This is a genomic window from Streptomyces rubellomurinus (assembly GCF_000961885.1).
GTDB classification, from domain to species: Bacteria; Actinomycetota; Actinomycetes; order Streptomycetales; family Streptomycetaceae; genus Kitasatospora; species Kitasatospora rubellomurina.
The window spans coordinates 68,462-90,909 of the sequence record NZ_JZKH01000026.1; the positions used below are offsets into that span (position 1 = coordinate 68,462).

The following is a 22,448-nucleotide window of genomic DNA, read 5'->3' on the forward strand; positions in this document are numbered from 1 at the left end:
AGGCGTTCGGTTTGTGGTGGCGGACCAGTCCGGGTCGGTGGATCCTCGCGGCCACTCCTGGGGCGGCTCCGCGTACGGCCTGAACTCGCCGTGCTCGTCGACCGTTGCCCCGCGCCTCCGTGCCACCCTGGTAAGGGAGTTGGGGGAGTCGTCCGGGGCCGGATTGTGTCGGCCACCACGCGCCGTCCTGCTTGCCGGGCCGCCGAGGGGGCCGGACCGGCTCGGGGTCAGGTCGTGTTCGTCATCGGGAGGGATCGATGGACCAGGTGCGGCAGGAGAAGGCGCGGCGCACGCGCGGACGGCTACTGGAGGCGGGAGCGGAACTGTTCGACCGCTCCGGCTACGCGGGCGCCACCCTCGGCGAGATCGCCGCGGCGGCCGGCGTGACGAAGGGGGCGCTCTACTTCCACTTCACCTCCAAGGAGGAGCTGGCCGGCGCCGTCTTCGCCCAGGCCGAACGTTCCCTGCGCGCCGCCTGCGGCTCCCGGCGCACCGCCACCTCGCCGCTCCAGGCCCTGATCGACGCCGGCCACTGGCTCGCCGACGCCCTCGGTTCCGACCCGCTGATCCGGGCCGCCTTCCGGCTCGGCCGGGAGGGCGACTGGCAGTGTACGGGCGGGTCCGGACCCGGCTCAGGCGCCGGCCCCGCATCCGACTCAGGCGCGGGCCCCGGCTCAGGCCCCGCGCCCGGATCCGGCCCCGGATCCACCGATCCGCACGGCTTCCACGGCTTCCACGGCTTCCACGGCGTCTGGGCCGGCATCACCGGCGACCTGCTGGCCGCCGCCCGCCGCGCGGGCGAACTGCGCGGCCGCCCGGACGCCCCCGGCCCCGGCCCCGACACCCTGGTGGTGACCGCCGCCTGCGGCCTGGAGGTGGTCCTCGCGGACGGCTGCCCGCCCGAGGAACGGGCGCGCCGGGTCGGTGCCCTCTGGGACTGGCTGCTGCCCTGTCTCGTCCCCCCGGGCGCCGTCGGCGGCTACCGGACCGGCCCCCCGGCCCTCGGGCCGGCCTGAGCCCCGGCGGCGCGGTGCCGCCCGGGACGCCACCCAGGACGCCACCCGCTCCCGCCGCGACGGCCGAATGTCAGTACTACTCGCCATGATGGCGGTATGAAGGACGCAGCCAGCCCGGCCCTTTCCGCAGCCCTGGCCTCCCCCGAGGCCTACGCCGACGCCGTCGCCACCGCCGTGAGGGCGGCCGCGGCCTACTACGCCGACGGCGCCACGCCGCTCGGCGACGACGAGTACGACGCCCTGGTGCGCGCCGTCGAGGCGTACGAGCGCGAGCACCCCGACGAGGTGCTGCCCGAGTCGCCGACCGGCAAGGTGGCCGGCGGCGCGGCGGTCGGCGACGTCCCGCACAGCGTGCCGATGCTCTCCCTCGGCAACGTCTTCTCCGCCGAGGAGCTGGAGGCCTGGGCCGCCGGCCTGGAGCGCCGGCTCGGCCGGCCCGTCGCCGCCTGGTGCGTCGAGCCGAAGCTGGACGGCCTGGCCGTCGCCGCCCGCTACCGGGCCGGCCGGCTCACCCAAGTGCTCACCCGGGGCGACGGCCTGGCGGGCGAGGACATCACCGCCGCCGCCGACGCCGTGCTCGGCCTGCCCGAGCGGCTCGCCGAGCCCGTCGACGTCGAACTGCGCGGCGAGGTGCTGCTCACCCACGAGCAGTTCGAGCAGGCCAACGCCGTCCGCACCGCCCACGGCGCCACCCCCTTCGCCCACCCGCGCAGCGGCGCCGCCGGCACCCTCCGGGCCAAGGACCGCGCCTACCGGGTCGAGCTGACCTTCTTCGGTTACGACGCCCACGGCCTGCCCGGCCTCGACCACGCCGCGCTGCTGGCCCGGATCGCCGAACTCGGCGCCAACACCGCCGCCGCCACCGAGGCCGCGCCCCGGCGCTGCGCCACCCTCGCCGAGGCGCAGCAGCGGATCGACGAGATCGCCGCCCTGCGCGCCGAACTGCCCTTCGGCATCGACGGCGTGGTGGTCAAGGCCGACGCGGTCGCCGACCAGGAGGCGGCCGGCTCCGGCTCCCGCGCGCCGCGCTGGGCGGTGGCCCGCAAGCTGCAGGCGCAGCACCAGGTGACCACCCTGCTCGGGGTCGAGTGGAACGTCGGCCGCACCGGGATCATCGCGCCCCGCGCGGTGCTCGACCCGGTGGTGATCGACGGCGTCACCGTCACCTACGCGACCCTGCACAACCCGGCCGACATCGAGCGGCGCGGTCTGATGATCGGCGACCGGGTGTTCGTCTACCGGGCCGGCGACGTCATCCCGCGCGTCGAGGCGCCGCTGGTCGAGGAGCGCACCGGCGCCGAGCGGCCGATCGCCTTCCCCGAGGTCTGCCCGCGCTGCGGCGACGCCATCGACACCTCCGAGCAGCGCTGGCGCTGCGTGCGCGGCCGGGGCTGCCAGGTCGTCGCCTCGGTGATCTACGCCGCCGGGCGCGACCAGCTCGACATCGAGGGCCTGGGCGGCACCCGGGCCGTCCAACTCGTCGAGGCCGGGCTGGTCGGCGACCTCGCCGACCTGTTCACCCTCACCCGGGAGCAGCTGCTCACCCTGGACCGGATGGGAGAGACCAGCGCCGACAAGCTGCTCGCCGCGATCGAGACCGCCCGTACCCGCCCGCTGGGCCGGGTGTTCTGCGCGCTCGGCATCCGGGGCACCGGCCGCACCATGTCCCGCCGGATCGCCGCCCACTTCGGCAGCATGGCCGCGATCCGCGCCGCCGATGCCCAGGCGCTGGCCGCCGTGGACGGCATCGGCACCGAGAAGGCGGCCCTGGTGCTCTCCGAACTCGCCGAGGTGGCAGCGTTGTTGGACCGGCTCGCCGAGCAGGGCGTGGGCACGGCGGTGACCGAGCCGCCGGCCGTCCGGACGAATCCGGAGGGCGTGGCGGAGGGCGCCGGGGGCGGGGCTGCGGACGGCGCTGCGGACGGTGCGGCGGGCCCGCTGGCCGGGCAGAGCGTGGTGGTCACCGGCAGCATGACCGGCGCCCTCGCCGAGCTCTCCCGCAACGCCATGAACGAACTGATCGAGCGGGCCGGCGGCAAGGCCTCCTCCTCGGTGTCCAAGCGGACCAGCCTGCTCGTCGCCGGGGAGAAGGCCGGCTCCAAGCGGGCCAAGGCCGAGGAGCTCGGCGTACCGGTCATGGCGCCGGAGGAGTTCGCCGAGCTGGTGCGCGGCTTCCTGGGCTGAGGCTGAACGGGGTGAACGGGACGGGCTGAACGGAACGGGCTGAACGGAACGGAGTGATCGTCGGCGCCGCCGGTGCGGTAGGGTGTGCGGCGCCGAGTACGACCGCGACCGAGGGAGGTGAGCCCCATCAACGGAATGTCCGAGCGGGTGCTCCCGGAGCGCGGCCGCGTGGGCGCCGTGCGCGCATAGCGCGCACGCGCCGGCAACGCGACGACCCTGACGGGAGCCCTGGCGGAGTCCATCTCGCCTCCTCCCGAATTCTCCCCAAGGGGTCCCCTGTGCCGGTCTTCTCCTCCTCCGCCCTCCGATCCTCCGTGGTCACCCGCCTGCGCGCCGCTGGCTGCGTGTTCGCCGAGGACGAGGCGCGCATCCTGCTCGCCTCCGCCGCCACCCCGGCCGACCTGGCCGCCATGGTCCGCGCCCGTGCCGAGGGGCGGCCGCTCGAACACGTCGTCGGCTGGGCCGAGTTCGCCGGGCTGCGGATCGCCGTCGACCCGGGCGTCTTCGTACCGCGCCGCCGCAGCGAGTTCCTGGCCGCCACCGCGGCCGGGCTCACCGCGCCCGGCGCGGTCGTCCTGGACCTGTGCTGCGGCAGCGGCGCGCTCGGCGCCGCCGTCGCGGCCGGCGCCGGGCACCCGGTCGAGCTGTACGCGGCCGACCTGGACCCGGCGGCCGTCCGCTGCGCCCGCCGCAACCTCGCGCCCGCCGGCGCCCGGGTCTTCGCGGGCGACCTGTTCGCGGCCCTGCCCGCCGCCGAACTGCGCGGGCGCGTGGACGTCCTGATCGCCAACGTCCCGTACGTCCCGACCGGCGACGTCGCCCTGCTGCCGCCCGAGGCCCGGCTGTACGAGGCCCTTCCGGCGCTCGACGGCGGCTCGGACGGCCTGGACGTGCTGCGCCGGGTCGCCGCCGAGGCGCCCGGGTGGCTCGCGCCGGGCGGCTCGCTGCTGTTCGAGACCAGTGAGCGGCAGCTGGCGACCGCCCTCGCGGTGGTGCGCGCGGCAGGCCTGGTGGCGGAGGCCCACGAGGACGAGGAGTTGGACGCGACGGTGGTCACCGCGCGGCTGACGACGGCCGGTTGACGACGGCCGGTTGACGACGGCCGGCTGACCGTCCGGTTGACCGCCCGGCCCGGCCGTCGCCGTGTTGGCGACGGCCGGGCCCGGTCGGCCGGCCCCGATTGTCCGGCGGGCGCGCTACCGGGTGGAGAAGGCGCCGCCGTTCACGTGGACGGTCTGCGCGGTGATGTGCCGGGCGCCCGGGGACGCGAGGAACCAGGCCGTCTCGGCGATGTCGTCGACCGTGCCGGGCCGCTTGTTGTGCGTCTCCTCCACCAGCGCCCGGTGCCGCTCGTCGGCCAGCGGACCGCCGAAGAAGTTGGTGCCGGCGACGTAGCCGGAGGAGATGACGTTGCACGTCACCCCCCGGGGAGCGAGCTCGGCGGACAGCGAGGCGTTCCAGGCGGCCAGCGCGGCCTTGGCCGCGCCGTAGGAGCCGCCGCGCCGCTCGGCGCCGATCGAACCGATGCTGAGGACGGCGCTGCCGTCGGCGAGCCGGTCCTGGAGCGCGGCCGTGGTCAGCACCGCGGTCAGCAGGTTCTGCGCGAGGTTGGCCTGCCACTGGGCGAGCAGCGCCTCCAGTGGTGCCCGGTCGGCCGGCGCCGCCCCGGGCAGGCCGCCGGCGGCGTTGACCAGCACGTCCACCGCCCCGAGGCGGGCGGCGAGCGAGGCGACCTGGCCCGGGTCGGTCGCGTCGCAGACGACGCCGTGCACGCCGAGCTCCTCGGCGGTCGCTTCGACGGTGTCCGCGTGACGCCCGGTGACGACGACCTCGGCCCGCTCGGCGGCGAACCGCCGGGCGATGGCGCGGCCGATGCCACTGGTTCCGCCGGTGACGAGCACGGTGCGAGAAGTCATGGGTCCCCCTGTCGGCTGATACGTTTAGACCTAAACATAGCCGAGACCGACAGGGGATCACACCGTGGCCGACGCCCCCGCAGCGCAGGACCCGGAGAACGCGGAGGAACCCGCACCCGCCCACTCCGCCGCCGAGATCGCCGCCGCCTGGCGGCGGGAGCGGCCGGGCGCCCCGACCGGGTCGATCGAGATCGTCACCCCGATCTGGTGGCTGGCCAAGCTCTTCACCGACGACCGCGCCCGGGCCCTGCGCGCGGCGGGCATCGACGCCGCCACCCTCGACCTGCTCTCCGTCCTCCGGCGCTCGGGCCCGCCCTACACCCTCAGCACCCGCGAGATAGCCCGGCGGACCCTCGTCACGGCCGGAGCGGTCTCCCAGCGCATCGCCCGGGCCGAACGCGACGGCCTGGTCCGGCGCACACCGGCGGGCAGCGGCCGAACCGTCCTGGTCGACCTCACGGCCGAGGGCCACGCGCTGATCGACCGCTCCGTCGACACCGTGCTCGGCCGGGAGGCCGCACTCGTCGGCTGCCTGTCGGACGACGAACGCACCACCCTCATCGCGACCCTGGACAAGCTGCTGGCCGACGTCCGCCGCCGAACGGCCCCGACCGCGGGCGGTCAGGGCGGGTAGCGTGGCCCGACCAGCCGACTGCGGTCGGGCGGGGGCGGAAGGCGATCGACACCGGGGGAGTGCGATGACGGCCGATCAGGTCGAGGATGCCGGCGCGGGGCTGCGCCGGCCCTCGCAGCTCCTGCAGCCGGTTCTCTTCTCCCTCGACGAGGACCGCGGCGGTTCCTTCCTCAGCGAAGGCACCCGGGTCAACTTCCGCTGCTGGACCCGGCCCCATGAGGACGACCACTTCTCGGTCCCGTACTTCATGGATGTCGTCGTCCTCGGCCGGGCGGCCGGTTACGGGAAGGGCCAGGGGCGGCTGAGCCCCCACCGGCGGCGGCTGCTGGCCGATTCGGCCCTGAGGCTGGCCGAGGTGGTCTCCACCGAGCTGCGGTGCGATGCCGGTGTCCGGCTTCCGCCCGAGCCGCCGGCGGACGCCTACGGCCCTGCGACCACCGAGTGGTTGCGGCCGGTGGAGTGACCTCCGAGTGACCGGAGCGATGCGTCAGGCGGGCTCGGCGGCCCGGGGCAGCTCCGCCCGGCGGACGGCGGGGGAGGCGAGGGCGAGGACCAGGCCGAGGCAGCCGAACGCGCCGCAGGCGACGAACACCGGGCCGGCGCCCCAGGCGCCGATGGCGGCGCCGACCAGGGGGTAGGCGAGCGGGGACAGGCCGAGCATGCTGAGCATCACGACGGAGGTGACCCGGCCGAGGTAGGCGGGGTCGGTCGCGGTCTGGATCAGGGTGTGGGTCAGGCTGCCGACCGTGCCCGCCGCGAGCCCGGTGAGGACGGCGATCGCCACCGCCGCCCACAGGCTCGGCACCAGACCCAGTCCGGCGGCGCCGGTGCTCCCGAGCAGGAGGGCGCCGCACAGGGTCAGGCCCGCCCGGGGCAGCCGGCCGACCACCGCCAGCAGGGCGGCGACGGCGGTCGCGCCGGCGCCGAAGCCGCCGACGATCCAGCCGTAGCCGGACGCTCCCCAACCGCGTTCGGCGTTGAGCAGCACCATGCCGACGTTGAGCGTGCCGTTGAGGCCGAGTTCGGTGACCGCCGCGGCGAGGACCAGCGGGCCGATCAGCGGGTGGCGGCGCAGGTAGCGCAGGCCGTCGAGGAGGTCGGCGCGGGCCGGGCGGGCGGCGGGCGCGCCCCCGGCGCCGGCCGGGGTGTCGAGCGGCCGGATCCGGACGGACAGCAGCAGCGGCAGGGAAAGCGCGAACAGCGCGCCGGAGACGGCGAAGGCGGCGGCCGGGCCGCCGAGCGCCATCGCCACGCCGCCGAGCGGCGGGCCGGCGATCTGGCCGACGCGCGTGGCCAGCGAGCGCAGGCCGCTGACCCGGGCCAACTGGTCGGGGCGGGTGATCCGGGGCGGCAGCGCGCCGACCGCCGGGACGAACAGGGCGTCGACGGCGCCGAAGACCAGGGCCACCGCGACCAGCAGCCAGAGCGCGGGCGTGGTCAGCGCGACGGCGGCGGCCACCGACAGGATCAGCAGGCAGCGCAGGGCGTCGCTGCCGAGGATCACCCGGCGCGGGTCGAAGCGGTCGGCGAGCACACCGCCGCCGAGCATCAGCAGGGCCCGGGGGATCCCCCCGGCGGCCATCACCAGGCCGACCTGGGTCGGGGAGAGGGCCCGCTGGGCGGACCAGCCGAGGGCGAGGAAGTAGGCGGTGTCGCCGACCAGCGAGGCGGTGTAGGCGGTGAGCCACCGCAGCACGTTGGGGTCGCGGTGGGCGGGGGCGGTGCTGGGCGGTGGTGCGGTCTCCAGGGTGGTCAGCGCGGTCATGGCGGGCTCCGAGTGGTCGCGGTGGCCCCGTGCGGGCGCACGGGGGCGTCGCCCGGCGCTGGATACGGACAGCCGGGTCGGGTGGTGGAGCGATGGGGGCCTGGTGGACGTGCGGAATCGTCACCCGGCGCGCGGGGCCCGGGCGTGGGGACGGGATGCGGCCGGTTACGGGCGGAACGGGAAGCCGTACAGGTAGACGGACACGTGCTCGCGGTCCCCGGTGTCTCCACCGGCTCCGGCGGATCCGGCGGCCCTGGCGGCCTGGCCGCGCTCCCGCCAGCGCCGGGTGACCTCCGCCAACTCCTCGCCGAAATCGGCGAGTTCGGCGGGGGTCAGGTCGAGCATCCACTCCGAGGCGAAGGCCGCGTCGGTCCACACCGGGCCCCAGTCCCCGGTCTGGGAGAGGTAGGCGCGGTACTGGGCGGCCCGGGTCTCGAAGACGCTCCGGCCGACCGCCTCGACGACGGCCGCGCCCTCGGGGGTCTGCGTGAAGTCCGAGTCGCGGAAGCCCCAGCCCTCCTCGGAGGCCACCTGCCACCACCGCTCCCGCGCGTCACCGCTGCGGCCCGCCGCCTCGGCGACGAAGCCGAGCTCGGCGAGCTTGCGCAGGTGGTAGCTGACCAGCGAGGGCGCCTCGCCGACCTGCTCGCCCAGCTGCGAGGCGGTGGCCGAGCCGGCGGCGTAGAGCAGCCGGTACAGCTGCATCCGCAGGGGATTGGTGAACGCCTTCAGCCTGGTCAGGTCGGTGATCTGGTCGGCCTTGCGCACGGGCCGCGGTTCGGAGGGCATGACACCACGCTAGATCCGAAAGATAAGTTGCGCAAGAAAAATTTCAGATCTTCAGAGGTCAGACGCGGAGCCCGTGTGACTGGACTCGCTTGTTGGCCACGGGACGGCCTCTCCCTCGACCTCCAAGGCCTGCCCCAGCTATCCCCGAAGGCCCGGCGGCGGAGAGCCGTCGGTGGAACCTGAGACACTCTGGTCCGTGCTGATCAAGGGATACGACTACGGACCGCTTGTCGCGGGTGAGCGGCTGCTTCAGTGCGCCGGGTTCTGGTCCAGTCACCTGCTGGCCATGTGCCGGTTCACCCCGGGTGAGACCCGGCCAGCACCCGAGTGGTTCGGTGACGACGGCGCCGACACAGACGCCCTGGCCGAAGTCCTCCTGGACGACCAAGCCTGGCCGGCGTTCCGCATCCCGTTTAAGGGCGGTCACAGCGCCGTCGTCGTCTACCGGAACCTCATCGGCGACTTCGGGGTCGACTACCTGCTGACCCAACCGGTTTGGCCTCGGAAAGAGGACCTGTCGAGCTATGACGGCGACTGGTACGGCCCAGGCCTGTCCTGGCGCGACATCGCGCACATCGCCGAGGCTCCGAACCCGACCGAACCCGGCGTGCACGACACCGCGGCCCGACTCCTGCTTCTGCTACCGCTGCTCGCCGATGACGAGTTGCCGCCGGAAGCGCCAGCATGGGTGAACGCCGCTCTGACGGTCATCGGAGCACCCGAGGACTCTGCCCAGGACACGGCTGACCATCTCCTTCGGAACAGACGGCCTGCCGCCAGGCGCCGTGGTGGTGTCGACTCCCCTCTGAGTGGTCTCAGTCACCAGCACACTGAGCCAAGCTCAGATGAATCGGCTGTGTTGTGGGCACTCAACCTCACTCGAACCCAAAGCAATGCCCTCGCCGAAGCCCTCGGGAGCAGGCCTCTGCCTGCGCCGGCGTCCTGAGGGCTTCTTGCTGGCTCCCAGACCCTTCCGAGATCAATGACAGGACGGCCCTTTAGGCTGCCCAGGTGCGCTACCTAGTCGAGTCCCTTTCTATCGGTGCCCTGACCCGCGGTCGATCGGTCGAACAGTTCCTCGGCTCGGCCGGTGATGCTCATGTTCCCGGGGTCCGCTGGGTCGAGGTCGTTCCGATCGGCTCGGAGTTCAAGGTCGTTCTCCACACGTCGGTGGACGTCGGGAGCGAGAGCTTTCTGCGACCTCGTCGAGTTCCCGCCGCTGGACCCCGAGAACGAGGACGACGAGTTCGGCCTGGAGATCGCCGTGGCAACAGAGGCGCATGACGTCCTCGCCCTTGCGGAGCACCGGACTGGAGCCGTTCGTGGCCGCTGGGTCAACCAGGGGATGGCTCAGGACGAGTACCGCGACTTCGTACTCAGCGGCCGGCCGCGCCACGGGTCACCGAGTTGACGACCGCATGCTCGCTGAACGGGAACCAACCGTCAGCTTCCTTGCTGGTTCACCGGCAGTTGCCATACTGACCGACCCGGAGAGCTGCACGTCGAATGGCGCTGTTGGCGACAAGTAACGTGCTGAGTCGCAGTAGCGTGCTGGAGCGCGGTAGGTGCCACCTTTCACCACCCCGGTGGGAGCAATTGTCAAGAGTTGTGGTTGAGTGCCTGGGCGGCGACTGCTGACCAGATCTGTTCGGCCAAGGTCTCCGGGGACAGCGTGCCGTCGACGATCACGTCGCATTCGTCTCGTAGCGGCTCGATGTGCCGCTCGTGGGCGGCCCGCCGGTGCTCCACGTAATTCTGCAGGAGAACCTCAAGCGGGAAGCCGCCCCTGACGCATTTCCGTTCGATCTTGCGGGCCAGCCGGAGGTCCGCCGCGAGGTCAATGAAGACGTCGAGGCGGAGGCAAGGCCGCTGTGGGGTGACCCGACGAGCGAGGAGGCCGTCGACGATCACAACGGGGGCGCTGGCGAGCGCGGCGTCGGTGTCGGCGTCGAGCCGCTCGATGTCGACCGAGCGAGGATCCCCGACGTCCAGGCGCGGTATCCCGGCCTCGTCGCGTGTCCAGATTCCTCGCCCCGGAGCGGTGAAGTAGTAGTCGTCGCCGTGCAGCACGCTTGCCGGGCCTTCCACCGCGAACGACACGAGCGCATCGGCCAGTGTCGTCTTAACTGCCCCTGCACCACCGGTCAGCGTCAGTAGCACGTAACCCCCCTCTTTTGATCGACAGACCGAGGATCGCACGGCGGATCCGCGTTCATGCCACAGTCCGTGTACGTTCGACGAGTTGGCCCCGCTCGAAGCGAGCTCCGGCGCGGACCAGCGGGACGAGATGGGCGCCGTTGACGGCCCGCCAGCGGCCTGGGCGGACTCGACGAGCTTGAAGACCATGGCGAGTGCCGCGACGCGGGAGCCGGCGCCCTTGGTGACCTTGGTGCGGAGCCGGACGGCGGCGAAGGTCGACTCGATGGGGTTGGTGGGTCCGCAGGTGGATCCAGTGCTCGGCCGGGTAGTCGTAAAAGGCCAGCAGCACGTCCTGGTCGTCGATGATCTTCTTGACGGCCTTGGGGAACTTGGCTCCGTAGATCTTGGCGAAGGTCGTGATGGCCCGCTCCGCACGTCGTCCACGTCGAGGACAAGCGGGGCTCAGCCGACTCGGCGTGAGTGCTCATGTTTCACCGCTGGTGGTCACCCGGGGCGTATCGGCTCCAGGTGCCGCCAGCCTCGGCGACGAACCGGGTGGCGGTTTTGTCGTGGTAGCCGAGGGCCTTGGCGATGACCGGCGCGGGGGCCTGGAGGACGAGGTGCCGGATGGCGAAGGTGCGGGCTCGTTGGGCCGGGCCACCGAGGTCACGGAGGGGGCCGAGCATGCTGGTCGGGTTCATCGGCTGATCCGGGCGGCGGCCGGGGAAGAGCCAGTGGGTGGAGAGGTCTGTCCGGTCACAGCCCGCCCTGGCATTCTGGCCGGATGGACGCTGACGACCTGACTCCGGCGCACCTCGACGAGGTGATGGACGGTTTGGCGAGGAACCCTGCCCTGCCGGCGCCCCTGATCCGGCGGCTGTTCGGATGGCGGCGGGGTGGGGGGAAGGTGGCGAAGCGTCCGGACCTCACCGAGGCGATGGTCGCCGAGATCATCGCGATCGACGACCACTGGCTCCTGCACAGCCTGGCGCTCAACGGTCGGCTGCCGGACCGGTTCCGCATCCAGCTGGCCGCCCATCAGGACGGTGCGGTGCGGGCCGCGCTCGTCGTCCACGCCGAGTCCGCACCGAGGGAGGTGCTGGAGCGGCTCGTCGACGATCCCGATCCGAGGGTCCGCGAGTACCTGGCCCAGAACCCGCGCACGCCGTCCGACCTGCGGGCCCGCCTGGCCGGCGACTCCGACCCCGCGATCCGTGCCACGCTGGCGAAGCACTGGAACCGAGCACCGGAAGCGGTTCGTCGCATCCTGCTGACCGACCCCGACGCGACGGTCCGCGCCGCGGCCTGCTCGACCTACTTCGCGCGCCGGCCGCATCCGGTACCGCCCCCGGACCTGCTGCCGGCACTGCTGGCCGACCCGGTGACCCGGGCGGGCGCGGTGATCCACGCCGCTCTCGACGCGGACACCGTCCAGCGGCTCGCCGAGGACCCGGACAGCCGCGTGCGCGCCGAGCTCGCCCGGCATCCCGACCTGCCGTCAGCGGTCCGCGACGTCCTCGCCGTCGATCCGGCCCCGAGCGTCCGGGTGACGGTCTTCGCCCGGCCCGACACGCCGGAGCAGGTGCGGGCACGGATCCACGCCTCGGTCTCGCGCCCGACCGAGCCTGGCCCCGGCGCCGACGACGAAGCAGTCCTGCAGTGGTACCTGGACGCCTTCGCACCCACGGAACTCCGGTTCCTGCGCCTGCCCTGGGTGACGGCCGATCCGCTGCCGCACGTCGACTCGCCCTACGTCAGCTTCCGGGCCTCCGCGGCCGCCAGCAAAGCCCTTCCCGCCGACGCGGTGGCCCGACTGCTCGACGACGAGGCGGAGATCGTCCGCCTCACCACGGCCTTCAGCGCCCCGCACCTGGTCGACGCCGCGACCGCCGAGAGCATCGAGCGCCGGTACCGCGGGCGGGACAAGTTCACGTTGTGGTGGGACGAGGCGGAGGTCCTGACGTTCCCGCCGGCCGCCCTGCGCCGCACCGCAACCTCCCGCTCCCCTCGCTGCTCCGGCTCCTCGTCGACTCCTCGGAGCGCGTCGCGGAGGCCGCCGCCGCCTCGCCGTACCTGCCCGTCGAACGCATGGAGTGGCTGCTCACCCGGGCGGGCCTGTAAGCCGCCGCTGCGACCGGCCGGAAGCTCGGCGCACGCGGGTGGCGGGCCGTCACGCCTCGGGTTTCGGGCCTCGGCCATCCGGCCCTCGTCGCATCGCCATCGGCCAAGCGTGCGGCCAGGGTTGGTCGCATGAACCGACCTCCCCGTTCACTCCTGCGCTGCGCGCCGCGCGCGCCCGGGCGCCGCCGGCCGGCGGCCCTGCTGGCCGGCCTGGCGCTGCTGGCGCCGACCGTCGCGAGCGCGCTGCTCGCCCCTTCGCCCGCACGGGCCGACAACCCGACCGTCTCGGTGAACAACCTGCGGACCGGCTGGGACGCGGCCGAGCCGAACCTCGGGCCCGACCAGGTGTCGGCTGCGGACTTCGGCCGGCGCTGGTCCACCGCGATCGACGGCGGGGTGCACGCCCAGCCGCTGGTCGCCGGGTCGACCGTGGTCGTCGCCACCGAGACCAACCACGTGTACGGCGTCAACGCGGCGGACGGCCGCATCCTCTGGCAGCGCGCCCTCGGCACCCCGGTGCCCTCGTCGACCGACTGCCTCTCGCCCGGCACCGGCATCACCTCGACGCCGGTCCTCGACGCCGCGAGCGGCACCGTCTACCTGGTGTCGAGGTCCAACGACGGGGGCGCCCACTTCTCGGCGCACGCCCTGGACCTCGCGACGGGCGCCGAGCGCGGCGGCTGGCCGGTACCGGTCCAGGGTGCGCCGGTGAACAGCCCCGGCGTCCCGCTCAACCCGGCCACGTCCGTGCAGCGCGCCGGGCTGCTGCTCCTCGGCGGCGCGGTGTACTTCGGGTTCGCCTCGGACTGCGGGAGGAATCCGTACGTCGGGATCGTCGGCGGCGTCGACACCAACACCCGGAAGGTGACCCTCTGGTCCACCGAGGCCGGCTCCGACTCCCAGAACGGGGGAGTCTGGATGAGCGGCGGCGGGCTGATGTCGGACGGCGACGGCCGGATCTTCGTCGCCACCGGCAACGGCGCGAACGGGGGCTCGCCGCCCACCGGCCCGGGCAACGCGCCGCCGGCCCACCTCGCCGAATCGGTCGTACGCCTCGGCGTCAACGCCGACGGCAGCCTCGTCGCGAAGGACTTCTTCAGCCCCACCAACAACAGGGACATGGACCACGCCGACCAGGACCTCGGCTCCGGCGGCCCCGCGGCGCTGCCGGACGGCTTCGGCACGTCCGCCCACCCGCACCTGCTGGTCCAGGTCGGCAAGGACGGCCGCATCTTCCTGCTGGACCGCGACAACCTCGGCGGCACGGGGCAGGGCCAGGGCGGGACGGACAACGTGGTCGGCATGACAGGCCCCTACAAGGGCGTGTGGGGACACCCGGGCGTCTGGGGCGGTGACGGCGGCTACGTCTACCTGGTCGAGAACAACGGCGTGCTGCGCGCCCTCAAGTACGCGGTCGACGGCTCCGGCACCCCGCAGCTGACCAGCACCGGCACCAGCGCCGAGGGCTTCGGCTACGCCTCCGGCTCCCCCGTGGTCACCTCGAACGGCACCGCCTCCGGCTCGGCGCTCGTCTGGACCGTCTACTCCGGCACCGGGCCGAACGGCCAGAACGGCGAACTGCGGGTCTACGACCCGGTACCGGTCAACGGCACGCTCTCCATGCGCCGCAGCTTCCCGCTCGGCACGGTGTCCAGGTTCTCGGTGCCCGCGACGGACAGCGGACGGATCTTCGTCGGCACCAAGGACGGCTACCTCGTCGCGTTCGGCGGGGCCGGCAGCTGAGGCCGGTCACCCGGCTCCGGGAGCGGAGCAGTGGTGCTCAAGTGCTGCTCAAGTGGTGCTCAAGGGGTCGGGTCGAAGCCGTCCGCCGCGGCGTGGACCCGGCCCGGCAGTGAGTCCTGCGGCCGACGCGTGCGGCCGGTCACGGGGTGTCGGTGCCACGGGTCATACTCGTGCCGCGGCGCCGTCCGGGCGCCGCGGCACGAGGGGGAGAAGCATGGCTGAGGTGCTGGTTTTCCATCACGGGTACGGGCTGACCGAGGGCGTCCGCGCATTCGCCGAACGGCTGCGGCTGGCCGGGCACGTCGTCCACGTCCCGGACCTGTTCGAGGGGACGGTGTTCGACAGCCTGCGGGAGGGCATCGGCCACGCGGAGAGCATCGGCTTCGGCACGATCGTCGAGCGCGGCACCGCCGCCGCCGAGGGGCTGCCCGCGGAGCTCGTCTACCTCGGGTTCTCGCTGGGCGTCCTGCCGGCGCAGAAGCTGGCCCAGACCCGCCCCGGGGCGAAGGGCGCGCTGTTGCTGGAGGCCTGCGTGCCGGTCGCGGAGTTCGGCGGTGCCTGGCCGCAGGGCGTTCCGGTCCAGGTCCACGGCATGGAGGCGGATCCGTACTTCGCGGGGGAGGGCGATGTGGACGCGGCCCGGGCGCTGGTCGCGACGGCGGCGGACGCCGAGCTGTTCCGCTACCCGGGTGAGCGGCACCTGTTCACCGACAGCGGCCTTCCGTCGTACGACGAACCCGCCGCACGACAGGTCACCCAGCGGGTGCTGGACTTCCTCGACCGCATCGACCGCATCGACCGCCTCGACCGCCTCGACCGCATCGAACGGCCCGGCGCCGTCGCGGCCGTCCGCTGAGGTCGCGGGAGTCAGCGAAGGCCGAGCGTGGGTACCGACCCTCCGGAGGCGTGCTCGACCCGGACGCCGGGCAGGCCGCGGGACCACGCGGCGGCGATCGGCGCCAGCCGCGCCGCCGGGAGCGGATCGGGCCCGAGGCCGATCGCGAGGTGCGGGCGCCCGCCGGAGTGGAACGGGCGCGGCCAGGCGTGCACCCGGGTGGCGCCCGCCTCCTCCAGGGAACCGAGCAGGGCGCGGATCCGGCCCCGGACGGCGCCGAGCGCGGCCGGCTCGGCGCTGACCACGGCCCAGCCGGCGTGGCGCCGGTGCAGCGGTGGCGGGGCGAGCAACTCGGGCCATGGATCGGGGTGTTCGGTGGCGAGCTCCCAGGCCCGGTACAGCTCCTCGGCGAGCAGCTCGCGGGCGGCCGGGCCGACCTGGGTGGTGCAGCTGCGGACGGGCGCGGAGGGAGTGAGGACGGTCAACCCCCCGGCCGCGCCGGCGGCGGGGTCGCCGAGCAGGGCGACCGGGCGGCGCCAGTCCCAGCCCGCCCAGGTCTCGGCGAAGCGCGGGAACAGGTCGCAGGCGGCCGTGTCCGCGTCCCGGACGGTCCGCGCGGCCAGCACCGACCAGGCCAGCGACGGCAGTTGACCGAACGGCGCGGAGTCCAGGCCGCGCGCCCGGGCCCAGGCCTTCACCTGCCGGGCCAGCCGGACGAAAGCCGCGTGCCGCCCACCGACCGCCGCCACCAGTGCCTCGGCGTCCGTGACGGCGCTCAGCGCGACGGCCGCCGCCTCGCCCAGTTCCGCCCGGCGCTCGACGGCCTCGGCCGGATCCAGCGCGCCGGTGAAGACCACCACGAGGTCCACCGCCAGGCCGTCCGCCGTCAGTCGCAGCCCTGGCACCCGCGCCCCGCGCACCTCGTGCAGCCCCTGCGCGTGCGGCAGGGCGGCCGCCACCCGGGCCCGCACCCCGGCCAGGTCGGCGGGGCCGGGCAGCGCGGCCACCAGGTCCAGGTCGGCGCCGTCCAGCTGGCAGCCCAGACGGCGTGAGCCGACCGTCCGGACCACGCCGCCCGGCAGGGCCGCCGCGATCCGCTCGGCCAACGTCTGGGCGGCAGCGGTACGTCGGGGAGGCTCGGTTCGGAGCGCTTCGGCCCCGGTCGGGTCGGCCCCGGTCGGGTCGGCCGGTGCGTCCGGCAGGTCCCGGATCTCGCCGGTGCCCAGCGCGACCGCGGCGCGCACCCGCATCGGCTCGTCGCCCCGGCGGGAGAGCACCACCAGCTCACCGACCCGGGCCGAGGCCCCGGCGGCTCCGGCGAGGCCGGCCGCGCACTCGGCGGCCGTGCGCTGCGGGTCGGCGCTGCGGCCGAGGATCAGGTGCGGGGTGTAGCCGTCCGCGCGGCCGCGGCAGCGGGGGAAGCGGCGCACCAGCGCGGCCCGCAGCGCCGCCCACGGCTCGGGCGAGTCGGCTGCCGGGTCGAGCCAGAGGGTGGCGTCCTCGCGGTGGCCGAAGGTGTGCACCCCGGCCAGCCGGGCGGTGAACGGCGCGACCTCGGCGGCGGCCCGGCCCAGCAGCGGCAGGGCGCGGTCGAACTCGGCCTCCGGGACGAAGCCGAACAGCAGGTTGACGTGCGGCGGCCAGCGGCGCAGCTGCGGGTCGTGCGCGGCGCGCAGCCGCTGGATCGGCGGCCACAGCTCCTCCGGCGGCAGCCAGGCGACGGCGGTGCGGGTGGTCGGCGCGGCCTCCAGGGCGTCCGGCGACGCCGGTTCCCCGGAGGACAGGTCGAGGTCGACGGCCACGCCGTAGTGGTCCGAGGGGTGCAGCCCGTCCGCGGTCGGGCGGTCGCCGAGGAGGTGGGCGGCGGTGGCCCGGGCGCGTTCGGCGCGCAGCAGGACGCGGTCGAGCCGCCCGGCGCGGCCGGTGAGCGAGGAGACGGCGGCCAGCGGGTTGCCGACCGGGTCGAAGGTGGGAGTGTCGTCGGCGGGGCCGCGAGCCTGTGTCCAGGCGTCCCGCAGGCCGAGCGCGGCGGCCGGGCCGGCCGGGCCGGAACGGGCGTCGTTGAAGTCCCCGAGTACCAGCAGTTCGCCCTCAAGGGCGGCGAACCCCTCGGCCAGCCGGGCGAGTTCGGCCTGACGGCGGGCCGGGCCCTCCGGCGAGTGATCGCTGCTCAGGTGAACGGCGGCCACGGTCAGCGGCGCTGCGGCGGTCCGCACGGTGACGGCTGCCACCGCCTTGTGCGGGCCCAGCACGTGCCGCCCGGCGGCCAGCACGGGCAGGCGGCTGAGCAGCAGCAGGCCGTACTCGGCGATGTCCGGGCCGCCCGGGTCGAGGTGGAGGGTGTAGCCGTCCCGGACCCAGGACGCGGCGAGCAGCCCGTCGACGAGTGCGGGCTCGACCTCCTGGAGTGCGATGACGTCGGCGTCGGCCGCCGCCAACGCGGCGAGCAGCAGCGGGCGGCGGCGCGCGGTGGCGATGAGCGGGGCGTCGTAGCGGTCCCACAGCGTGTTCCAGGTGACCACGCGCAGCCGCCCGGCCCCGGCCCCCGCCGCTGCCTCGGAGGCGGGCCGCCAGCCGTCCCCGGCCCGCCAGGCGTGCGGTGCGGCGGCGGTGAAGAACGGCGTGGGCAGCCGGTGCGGGTCGGTGCGCCGCCCGGCCTCGGTGCGGTCCAGCTCGTCCAGGCCGGTGTCGCGGTCCCAGACCGGCACGCCGTCCGCCTCGACGTAGCGCACCCGGTGCCAGGGGACGTCGCCGGAGGCGGTGAAGGCCTCCAGCGGGACGCGCTTGACCCGGTCGTCGCGCTGGCGCACGCCCAGGGTGAACCGGGCCGGGTCGAAGCGGGCGTCCCAGCGGATCCGCTGACAGATCTGTTCGATCGGGCGCATCAGTCCTCCCGGGAGTCGAGCGAGCCCGCCGTGTCCTCCACGGTGCCACGCGCGCCGACGTACCAGGTGCGGTGGGCCTCGCCGGGGTACGGCGGGCGGTAGCGGTGCAGCTGGGCGGTGAGCACGTCCGGCGGCACCGGGTGCGGTCGGGTGGCGTTGCGGCGGCGCAGTTCGGTCTCGTCGACGGTCATGACGGCGTGGGTGACCAGGGCGTCCCGGCGCTCGGCGACGCCCGCCACCAGGGAGCGCTGGTGGTGGTTGAGCGAGGTGGCGTCCCAGACCACGGTGGCACCGGGGGTCAGGGCGGCGGACAGCCGGTCCAGGCCCTCGCGCAGTACGTCGGGGTTGTCGCGCTGGTCGGCCCGGGAGCCCCGGGCGGCGCGCAGCCCGTCCAGCGAGACCACGGTGTCGACGCCGTCGAGCGCGCCGGTGAAGGTGCTCTTGCCGCTGCCGGCCGGGCCGGTGAGCTGGATCAGCCGCGGGAAGGCGCCGTCGCGCCAGCGCCAGGTGGCGGCCTCCGCCTCGTCGGTGGTGCGGATCCGGCCGAGCGCGTACGCCTCGCGGGCCTGGGCGTAGCAGCGGTCGGCGGCCTCGCGGCCGAAGCCGGCGAACCGCTCGCGCAGGCCGCGGCGCAGGGCGTCGAGCGGGTCCTCGTCGAGCAGGCCCTCGGTGTCGGCGTGCAGTTCGGACCAGGCGACCTGCTGCTGCTCCTCCGGGCCCGGCGCGGCCACGGCGGCGAGGGCGTGCAGCACCGCCAGGTCGGCGGCGACGGACATCCGGACCAGCCCGGCGGGCCGGGCCTCGTCCGGGTACGGCAGGTGCAGCCGCGGGTGCAGGCCGACCAGGTCGGCGACCCGGCGGGCCAGCGGCAGGCCGAGCGACCCGGCCAGCCGGGGGGCCAGCTCCTCCCGGCGGATGGTGCGCAGCGCGGTGGCGAGCACGCCGACCAGGCGGCGGTCGCCGGTGCGGCCGAGGGCGTCGAGCTGGTCCGAGATATCCGCCAACTCGTACTCGGGGCCGGGGAGTTCGTCGAGGCCGAGGGCGGCGGCGAGGGCGCCGGGGGCGGGCCGGGCGCCGCTGCGCACCGCCCACAGGGCGGCGGCCGGGCCGAGGCCGTTGGGCACGACGGCGGCGTGCATCCAGTGGGTGTCGGTGCGGACGTGCCGGGGGCGCACCCACTTGGCGACCCGCTCGCCGAACTCGGCCCGGGGGAAGCCCCGGACGGTGCGGACGACGTACCCCTCCTGCCGCTCCAGGTCCAGGCCCGCCGCGAGGGAGCGCAGCGCCCGCTCGTCGTAGCGGCCGCGCCACAGCACCCGGGGCGTCGGGACGCCGATGCGGTGCAGGAAGCGGACGGTGCTGTCCCAGTCCAGGCAGGCATCCTCGGCGTCCCACACCGAGAAGCCGTGGAACCAGCTCTCCAGGTCGGTGTACGGGATCGAGTGCCGGGCGTACGTGTTCTCGCCGCAGATCCGCCAGCCCGGCGGGATCAACCGGCCGATCCGGCCGTGCAGTTCCTTCACCCAGGCCCGCGACGGGTGGTGGGCGGAGTCCAGCGAGCGGGCGTGCAGGCCGTCGCGGTAGAGGGTGGTGTTCTCGCCGTCCAGTTTCTCGGTGACGACGACCTCGGCCCCGGCGAGGCCGGAGAGGTCGCCGGTCCGTACGTCGTCCGCCGCGGCGCCCGGCGACCAGGGCAGGTGCGGCGTCCGGGGATACTGCACGCGCATGTCCGGCTCCCGGGTCGGTCGGTTGTGGTCCGCCGACACAGTAGGAGCGCGCCGATCTTCCTGACCAGCGATTTATCCGGGACGGGGCCCGCAGTCGGGCCCCGTCCCGGTGGGGTGTCAGTGCCCGCCGCGGATCAGGTGGAGGGCGAAGCCGCGGTCGGTGGACATCCGCGGGGTCTTGACCTCCGTCACGCCGGTGGCGTCGTCGTGGAACCAGCCGGAGCCGGCCGCGTCGAGGGCGGCCGCGGAGCCGAGCTTCGGCAGCGGGCCGCCCTGGGTGACGACCAGCCGGGGCGCGGCCTGGCCGTGAACGGTGAAGCGGTAGCCGCGGGCCTCCGGCTTGCCGCTGTAACTGCCCTCGCTGGCACCGACGTCGACGGTGGTGACGGCGCCGTTCGCGTGCACGTCGACGCGCTGGGTGGCGGCGGAGCCGCCCGCGTACTGACGGGTGACGCCGTCGTCCTCGTACAGGGTGTAGCTGGAGTCGCCCTGCGGGTAGAGGTCGTAGTCGAGCTCGCCGCGGTCCCTGGTCTCCCAGGAGAGCGTGCCCTTGGGCCACATCGGGACGATCGCGCCGCCGCGGACGAACAGCGGCAGGGTGTCGAGCGGGGCCGAGTAGTTGTCGATCGTGGTCGGGCCCTGGTAGGTGCGCCCGGTCCAGTAGTCGGTCCAGGTGCCGGCCGGCAGGTGGATGCCGTTGCGGACGGCGGTGTCGGAGTAGACCGGGGCGACCAGGAAGTCCGGCCCGGCCAGGAACTCGTACTTCGCGTCCGGGCCGAGCGCGGCCGGGTCGTCCGGGTACTCCAGGGCGAGCGGGCGCACCGCGCCGATGCCGGTCCGGGTGGCCTCCGCCGAGAGGGTGTACATGTACGGCAGCAGCCGCTCCTTGAGCTGCAGGTACTTGCGGTTGATCGAGGTGTACGGCTCGCCGTCCAGCCACGGCTGCTGGTCGCGCTGCTGCTTGCCGGTCATGTCCTTCGCCCAGCCGTCCATCGTCATGATGGTCGGGATGAAGGCCTTCCACTGCAGGTCGCGGGTGTACATCTTCGGGTCGCGGCGGAAGATCGAGCCGACGTCGCCGGTGTCGTACGCGATGCCGGACATGGTGGCGCCCGCGTAGGTGGGGATCTGCCAGCGGATGTAGTCCCAGGACAGGCTCTGGTCGCCGCTCCACAGCACGCCGCAGCGCTGCGCGCCGGCCCAGGAGACGGGCAGCCAGACGAAGCCGCGGGCGTCGCTGTTGTCCTCGATGCCCGCCTTGGCCTGGTCGCAGGCGTTCAGCGCGAAGTCGTAGCCGTTGCCGACCCAGGCGACGTCGAGCTTGCGCACCCGGACGCCGGCCTTGACCTCGGCGGCCTGGTTGGGCAGGCCGTTCTGGGTCCACAGGCCGAGCTGGGCGTGGTCCTTGCGCAGGCCCGTGCCGGTCTGCGGCAGGTTCTCGTAGCCGCAGCCGTAGCCGTCGTTGACCAGCATCCAGCCGAGCGGCATCTGCTGCTGGACGTAGCCGTCGGCGATCTTGAGGGCGTCGAGGGTGTGGCGCTCGCCGCGGTTGGCGTTGTGCAGGTAGCAGTCGGAGTCGCCGGGTTCCAGGCCGTACACGGGCGGCATGAACGGCTTGCCCACCAGGGCCGTGTAGCGGCCGATCACGGACTTCACGTCGCCGGTGAAGTAGTAGGCGTCCAGGCGGCGTTCCTGCTGGCCGGTGCGCACGGGCGAGCCGAAGTCGTAGATCCCGGGGGCGAAGGTGTTGCGGAAGACGCCGTAGCCGGCGGTGGAGACGTAGAACGGCTGCGAGTTGTTGTAACCGCCCTCGTTCCAGTCGAAGCTGTTGGCGACGTGGACGGTGTGGTCGCGGTGCGAGAAGCTGCCGTTCTGCTCGCCGCCGCCGAAGAACTGCTCGTCGGCGCCGCGCCGCAGGCTCTGCCGCAGGCCGCTGGTGCTCCAGCGCAGCGGGGCGTCCTCCTGCCAGATCGCGGTGCCGTCGGCGTGGTACAGGCCGAAGCGCAGCGGGTGCTTGTAGACCCGCAGGACGGTGTCGCCGGCGCGGATGCCGTAGTAGTCGCCGGCGTCGAACGAGCTGGTGTCGCGCCGGGGTTGGGGCTGGGTGCGGACGATGGTGCTGCCCGCCGGGTCGGTGAGCACGCCGTCCGGGGCGGCGCGCAGGCGCAGCTGGTCGTCGGCGAGGAAGTCGACCTTGGCCCGGAGGGTGCCGGCGGCGATGTCGTAGCTGCCCTGGCCGCCGCTGAAGGAGGTGAGGTCCCCGGCGTCGCTGGTCTGCGGGAGGTAGGCGCGGCCGGTGAAGGAGCCGCCGTGCACGTCGTAGGGGACGACCAGGACGTGGTAGGTGCCGGAGGCCTTGGGGATGACGGTGGCCTCCGGGTCGGCGGTGCCCGCGCTGGAGGCGACCTGCTTCCCGGCGGCGTCGAAGACGTACAGGTCGAAGTCGTCGGTGGGGTTCTGCCACTGGACGGAGACCGGGACGCCGCCCTCCGGGTTGTCGTCCCAGTAGCCGGCCGGCACGTTCACGGTGACGTCGAAGCGGCCGCAGACGGCGCCGCCCGGGTCCTGGTCGGCGCTCGGGCAGCTGGTGGCATCGCCGAGGGTGCCCTTGGCGTACTGCGGGCTCTGCCAGGTGGCGCTCTGGTGGTCGCGGTCGAGGACGGCGGACGGGGTGGTGGCGGCGTGGGCCGGGAG

17 protein-coding genes and 1 pseudogene are annotated in these 22,448 nt (G+C 74.4%); 9 read left to right on the forward strand and 9 right to left on the reverse strand.

Annotated elements, in window-relative coordinates:
• Positions 1-257 precede the first annotated feature (257 nt).
• From VM95_RS45190 to VM95_RS15115, 3 genes are all read left to right on the forward strand, one after another.
• Complete coding sequence (locus tag VM95_RS45190; protein WP_045696719.1) at positions 258-1,016, forward strand: TetR/AcrR family transcriptional regulator; 759 nt, start codon at positions 258-260, stop codon at positions 1,014-1,016.
• A 96-nt stretch (positions 1,017-1,112) separates the two neighbouring features.
• Complete coding sequence (ligA, locus tag VM95_RS15110) at positions 1,113-3,200, forward strand: NAD-dependent DNA ligase LigA (RefSeq protein ID WP_045696721.1); 2,088 nt, start codon at positions 1,113-1,115, stop codon at positions 3,198-3,200.
• Positions 3,201-3,478: 278 nt separating this feature from the next.
• A complete protein-coding gene (locus VM95_RS15115; RefSeq protein WP_107072969.1) occupies positions 3,479-4,282 on the forward strand; it encodes a putative protein N(5)-glutamine methyltransferase in 804 nt (267 codons plus the stop codon).
• Positions 4,283-4,396: 114 nt separating this feature from the next.
• Here VM95_RS15115 and VM95_RS15120 read toward each other — a convergent pair whose 3' ends face one another.
• Entirely contained in the window at positions 4,397-5,116 is a 720-nt protein-coding gene (locus VM95_RS15120) for an SDR family NAD(P)-dependent oxidoreductase (protein WP_045696723.1), read from the reverse strand.
• 64 nt (positions 5,117-5,180) lie between these two features.
• Between VM95_RS15120 and VM95_RS15125 the strand changes: the two genes are divergently transcribed.
• Both VM95_RS15125 and VM95_RS15130 read left to right on the forward strand, forming a co-directional pair.
• Positions 5,181-5,750 (forward strand): MarR family winged helix-turn-helix transcriptional regulator, encoded by a 570-nt coding sequence (locus VM95_RS15125; RefSeq protein WP_045696726.1) that lies wholly within the window; start codon positions 5,181-5,183, stop codon positions 5,748-5,750.
• Positions 5,751-5,814: 64 nt separating this feature from the next.
• Complete coding sequence (locus tag VM95_RS15130) at positions 5,815-6,213, forward strand: hypothetical protein (protein ID WP_045696728.1); 399 nt, start codon at positions 5,815-5,817, stop codon at positions 6,211-6,213.
• A gap of 24 nt (positions 6,214-6,237) precedes the next feature.
• Here VM95_RS15130 and VM95_RS15135 read toward each other — a convergent pair whose 3' ends face one another.
• The gene (locus tag VM95_RS15135) at positions 6,238-7,515 is read right to left on the reverse strand and encodes an MFS transporter (protein ID WP_045696730.1); all 1,278 of its coding nucleotides are present in this window, start codon (positions 7,513-7,515) and stop codon (positions 6,238-6,240) included.
• A 165-nt stretch (positions 7,516-7,680) separates the two neighbouring features.
• Positions 7,681-8,304: a winged helix-turn-helix domain-containing protein gene (locus VM95_RS15140; protein WP_045696732.1), complete on the reverse strand. Its 624-nt coding sequence runs from the start codon at positions 8,302-8,304 to the stop codon at positions 7,681-7,683.
• Positions 8,305-8,500: 196 nt separating this feature from the next.
• Between VM95_RS15140 and VM95_RS15145 the strand changes: the two genes are divergently transcribed.
• Positions 8,501-9,250, forward strand: a complete 750-nt coding sequence (locus tag VM95_RS15145; RefSeq protein ID WP_208615454.1) for a hypothetical protein — start codon at positions 8,501-8,503, stop codon at positions 9,248-9,250.
• A gap of 653 nt (positions 9,251-9,903) precedes the next feature.
• On the opposite strand, the gene VM95_RS15155 is transcribed toward VM95_RS15145, so the two are convergent.
• The 3 genes and pseudogenes from VM95_RS15155 to VM95_RS15160 form a co-directional block, all read right to left on the reverse strand.
• Positions 9,904-10,464, reverse strand: a complete 561-nt coding sequence (locus VM95_RS15155) for a uridine kinase family protein (protein ID WP_045696737.1) — start codon at positions 10,462-10,464, stop codon at positions 9,904-9,906.
• 52 nt (positions 10,465-10,516) lie between these two features.
• Positions 10,517-10,879, reverse strand: a pseudogene (locus VM95_RS40345) (transposase); the annotation flags it as partial.
• A 55-nt stretch (positions 10,880-10,934) separates the two neighbouring features.
• On the reverse strand, positions 10,935-11,144 hold the full coding sequence (locus VM95_RS15160; protein WP_045696738.1) for a hypothetical protein: 210 nt from the start codon (positions 11,142-11,144) through the stop codon (positions 10,935-10,937).
• A gap of 206 nt (positions 11,145-11,350) precedes the next feature.
• Between VM95_RS15160 and VM95_RS15165 the strand changes: the two genes are divergently transcribed.
• From VM95_RS15165 to VM95_RS15175, 3 genes are all read left to right on the forward strand, one after another.
• On the forward strand, positions 11,351-12,697 hold the full coding sequence (locus tag VM95_RS15165; protein ID WP_208615455.1) for a hypothetical protein: 1,347 nt from the start codon (positions 11,351-11,353) through the stop codon (positions 12,695-12,697).
• A complete protein-coding gene (locus VM95_RS15170; RefSeq protein ID WP_052707381.1) occupies positions 12,694-14,307 on the forward strand; it encodes an outer membrane protein assembly factor BamB family protein in 1,614 nt (537 codons plus the stop codon). Before VM95_RS15165 ends, VM95_RS15170 begins: the two co-directional genes overlap by 4 nt.
• A gap of 214 nt (positions 14,308-14,521) precedes the next feature.
• A complete protein-coding gene (locus tag VM95_RS15175; RefSeq protein ID WP_063773507.1) occupies positions 14,522-15,163 on the forward strand; it encodes a dienelactone hydrolase family protein in 642 nt (213 codons plus the stop codon).
• 11 nt (positions 15,164-15,174) lie between these two features.
• On the opposite strand, the gene VM95_RS15180 is transcribed toward VM95_RS15175, so the two are convergent.
• The 3 genes from VM95_RS15180 to VM95_RS15190 all read right to left on the reverse strand — a co-directional run.
• The gene (locus VM95_RS15180) at positions 15,175-18,027 is read right to left on the reverse strand and encodes an RNA repair domain-containing protein (protein WP_045696739.1); all 2,853 of its coding nucleotides are present in this window, start codon (positions 18,025-18,027) and stop codon (positions 15,175-15,177) included.
• A complete protein-coding gene (locus VM95_RS15185; RefSeq protein WP_045696783.1) occupies positions 18,027-19,754 on the reverse strand; it encodes an RNA ligase family protein in 1,728 nt (575 codons plus the stop codon). Before VM95_RS15185 ends, VM95_RS15180 begins: the two co-directional genes overlap by 1 nt.
• A gap of 117 nt (positions 19,755-19,871) precedes the next feature.
• Positions 19,872-22,448 (reverse strand): glycoside hydrolase family 31 protein (locus tag VM95_RS15190; protein ID WP_052707382.1); only part of this gene is annotated, 2,577 nt, incomplete at its 5' end.